Source organism: Arthrobacter sp. CAL618 (assembly GCF_000468215.1).
Lineage (GTDB): Bacteria > Actinomycetota > Actinomycetes > Actinomycetales > Micrococcaceae > Arthrobacter_D.
The window spans coordinates 14,707-18,308 of record NZ_ASZW01000105.1 but is presented as its reverse complement, the minus strand read 5'-3'; the positions used below and the strand labels follow the sequence as shown (position 1 = coordinate 18,308).

General features: G+C 65.1%; 3 protein-coding genes and 1 pseudogene. 3 read left to right on the top strand and 1 reads right to left on the bottom strand.

The features are described 5' to 3' along the window. A pseudogene (locus tag K728_RS18695) lies at positions 1-991 on the bottom strand (VIT1/CCC1 transporter family protein); the annotation flags it as partial. A 302-nt stretch (positions 992-1,293) separates the two neighbouring features. Between K728_RS18695 and K728_RS0106840 the strand changes: the two are divergent. From K728_RS0106840 to K728_RS0106830, 3 genes are all read left to right on the top strand, one after another. Next, on the top strand, positions 1,294-1,689 hold the full coding sequence (locus tag K728_RS0106840) for a YidH family protein (RefSeq protein WP_019483859.1): 396 nt from the start codon (positions 1,294-1,296) through the stop codon (positions 1,687-1,689). Between the two features lie 10 nt (positions 1,690-1,699). After that, on the top strand, positions 1,700-2,035 hold the full coding sequence (locus tag K728_RS0106835; protein ID WP_019483860.1) for a DUF202 domain-containing protein: 336 nt from the start codon (positions 1,700-1,702) through the stop codon (positions 2,033-2,035). A gap of 79 nt (positions 2,036-2,114) precedes the next feature. Continuing rightward, positions 2,115-3,602 (top strand): long-chain-fatty-acid--CoA ligase (locus tag K728_RS0106830; protein WP_443110936.1); only part of this gene is annotated, 1,488 nt, incomplete at its 3' end.

Genomic DNA, 3,602 nt, shown 5'->3' with positions numbered 1-3,602 from the left:
CCTGCCGTAACGCCAGCTTCAGTGGCGACGCTCCGGAGAGAAGCCCGACGACGGCGCCCGTTCCCAGCAGCGCGAGTCCCACCAGAACGCAGGCGACGAGGACGGCCGTCATCCCGCTCAGCCCGAACAGGTACGGCAGGATGGGGATCAGGGCCCCCGAGGCGAAAAAGCAGAAGCTGGCACCCGCCGCGCCCAGGCCAGTGCCGATGTGTTCATGAGCGTCGCGGTCACCAGTGATTTCCGGCTGGAGGGACAGACTCGGATCACAGTCGCAGTCACGGAGCCCCAACCGTTCCGAGGCGCGATGCTCGGCCGCCTCCAGGGACATGCCGCGGGCGCGGTAGACCAGCACCAGTTCGTTGGCATCCATATCCAGTTCCTTGGCGGCGGTGAGCGTGATCTGGGTGGGCCGCGACGCTGCGAGCAGCTCCCGCTGCGACCGGACGGACACGTACTCGCCGGCACCCATGGACAGTGCTCCGGCGAGGAGGCCCGCGACGCCGCTGAACAACACAAACCCGGTGGAGACACCGGTTGCGCCGACACCCAGGACGAGGGCCAGGTTGCTGACCAGTCCGTCGTTAGCCCCGAACACTGCGGCCCTGAAGTTGCCCGATAGCCTGTTGCGGCCCCGGGTCGCAAGCCCCCGAATGACTTCCTCATGGATCTGTTCATCAGCAGCCATCGCGTCGGTGGCGGTGGGGTCCGCGGCGTAGGGGGACCTGCTTTCGGCACGCTGCGCCAGGGCCAGCACGAAGACGCTGCCAAACCGCCTGGCGAGGAAGCCCAGCACCAGGTTGCGGAACGAAGGCCGCGCAGGCTTGCCGGCGTCGGGCCCGAGGAGTGAGAGCCAGTGGGCCTCGTGTCTGCCTTCGGCCTTGGCCAGGGCGAGCAGAATTTCTTGTTCCTCGCCCTCGCGGCGGCTCGCCAGATAGCGGTAGGTGGCGGCTTCGGCGCGTTCGTCGGCCAGGTATTGGCGCCAGCGGCGAATATCTGCCGGGGCTGGCTGGTCTGACTGTGGTGTCACGTGGGATCTCCTGGTCTGTAGCGACCAGTGCCGTGACGGGGCTCCGGCCGTCGTTAAAGCGGCCGAAGGTCTCGCTCGCCGGTCTAGGTCACCGGTGGATTGCCGGGCCATCGTCTTCGATGGCCAGTATGTCGACAGGCCGCTGCGCCGAGCCCCGCTGGTGCGGGACGAACGCGGGAGCTACTCCCCTTCTCAGCGTCAATCTTAGCCCGAGGGCGCCTCATCAGACGACCACCGATGGAGGTAAGCCTCGCTAGGATGAAACCATGGCCAGCCCAGCAGATAAATCCCCCCGCCGTGGATCACTGACCCAGTGGCTGCTGCAGGGCGGAGCAGATCCCGATCCCCGGTTCACGCTGGCGAACGAGCGGACGTTCCTGGCCTGGATCCGGACGTCCCTGGCGTTGCTGGCTGGCGGCATAGCGATTGAAGCGTTCACCGCTGAGTTGTTCGATCCGGTCATCCGCAAAGCCCTGGCGATTCTCCTGTTGGTATTGGCCATGCTGCTTGCCGCCGGAGCGTGTGGGAGATGGTTGATCGTCGAGCGGGCCATGCGCCAAGGGCGGCCCTTACCCCTGTCGCTCCTCGCCCCGCTGCTCGCGCTCGGCGCAACGGTAGTGGCGGCGGTGGTCGTGGTCGTGATCTACAGCCGATCGGCCTGACAGGCTCCCGATGAACCGCGACCACCCCGTCGACACCGGCCTGCCGCCGGAACGCACCTCACTTGCCTGGGGGAGGACCCTGCTGGCGCTGGTGATCTGCGGTGTGCTCTTTGTGCGATGGCTGCCGGAGCACGGTTGGTTTGCGATGATCCTCACCGGCACCTCACTCGCTGCGGCGCTGGGAATCTACCTGAGCCAACGGCTCCGGTATCGCCGGAACCTCAAGGGGGTCAGGAGTGGTGTGTTGAAAGCAGATGTGACTGCGGTGCTCTGGACTACCGTGGTGGTGGTCGCGGTGGGTGCCGCTGGCATCTACGCTGTCCTGTTCCAGTCGCTGCATGAGTGAGGAAAAAAGCTGTCGGACAGTGAGCGACCGCCCGGCGAATCAGGATAGAGTTCAACAGGCCAAGACAGGAAGTAGACTGATGACTTTTGATTCAACTGCCCCATGGGTACAAAACTACGGCCCGGGTGTGCCCGCCGCCGTCGCCATCCCCGACGGCTCCCTCGTCAACCTCGTTGAGGAATCCGCACGTAACTACGGCAAGAAGGTCGCCCTTGAGTTCTTCGGAGCCGAGACGACCTACCGCCAGCTCGGTGAGGAGATCCAGCGCGCGGCCGAAGGCCTGCATCGGCTGGGTGTCGTAGCGGGAGACCGGGTGGCGCTGGTGCTGCCAAACTGTCCCCAGCATGTGGTGGCGTTCTATGCTGTCCTGCGGCTCGGCGCCATTGTCGTGGAGCATAACCCCCTCTACACCGACCGCGAGTTGCGGCACCAGTTCGAGGACCACGGCGCACGGCTGGCAATTGTTTGGGACAAGGCAGCGCAGCGGGTGCAGGATCTGCCCGCAGACGTCCACGTCACCACCATTGTGACCGTCGACCTGACGCGGGCCATGCCGTTCGCGAAACGGGCAGCGCTGAGGCTTCCCATCCGGAAGGCCAAGGACTCACGCAAGGCGTTGACCACCACCGCGAAGCTCTCCGGCAGTCGAAGCGTCACCCGGTGGGACGACCTGGTGAAAAACAAGCGGCTGGACGTAACCCATCCGGGGCCCGTGGCCACCGACATTGCGGTGCTGCAATACACCAGTGGCACCACCGGGCACCCCAAGGGGGCGGTGCTCACCCACCGGAACCTACTCGTCAATGCGGCGCAGGGACGGGCATGGGTGCCAGGCCTGGATGACGGGAAGGAAGTCATTTACGCCGTCCTGCCAATGTTCCACGCCTACGGGCTCACCCTCTGTCTGACGTTTGCCATGAGCATTGGGGCCCGGTTGGTCCTTTTCCCCAAGTTCGATGAAGACCTGGTGCTGGACGCGGCGAAAACCCACCCGCCCACCTTCCTGCCCGCTGTTCCACCGATCTATGAGCCTCTTGCGAAGCGCGCCGTGGAACGTGGGGTCAGTCTGAAGAGCATTCGCTTCGCGATCTCCGGCGCAATGAATCTGCCGCTGGCGACCATCGAGTTGTGGGAGTCGGTAACCGGTGGATACCTGGTGGAGGGGTACGGGCTCACCGAGACCTCGCCCATCTCGCTCGGCAATCCAATTGGCCCCACGCGTAAGCCCGGAACCGTTGGGGTGCCGTTCCCCAATACGGAAATCCGGGTCGTGGACCCCGAGGATGCCGGTAGTGAGCGTGCGCCCGGAGAGCCCGGCGAACTCCTCATCCGCGGACCGCAGGTGTTCCAGGGTTATTGGCGGAACGATGAGGACACGCGGGCTGTCCTGAGTTCCGACGGCTGGTTCAAGACCGGGGACATCGTCCGGGTCGATGCCGACTCCTATGTCACCATCGTGGACCGGATCAAAGAGATCATCGTCACCGGCGGGTTCAACGTCATGCCCACCGAGGTGGAGGAAGCGTTGCTCGACCATGACAGTGTCGCCGATGCGGCGGTGGTTGGC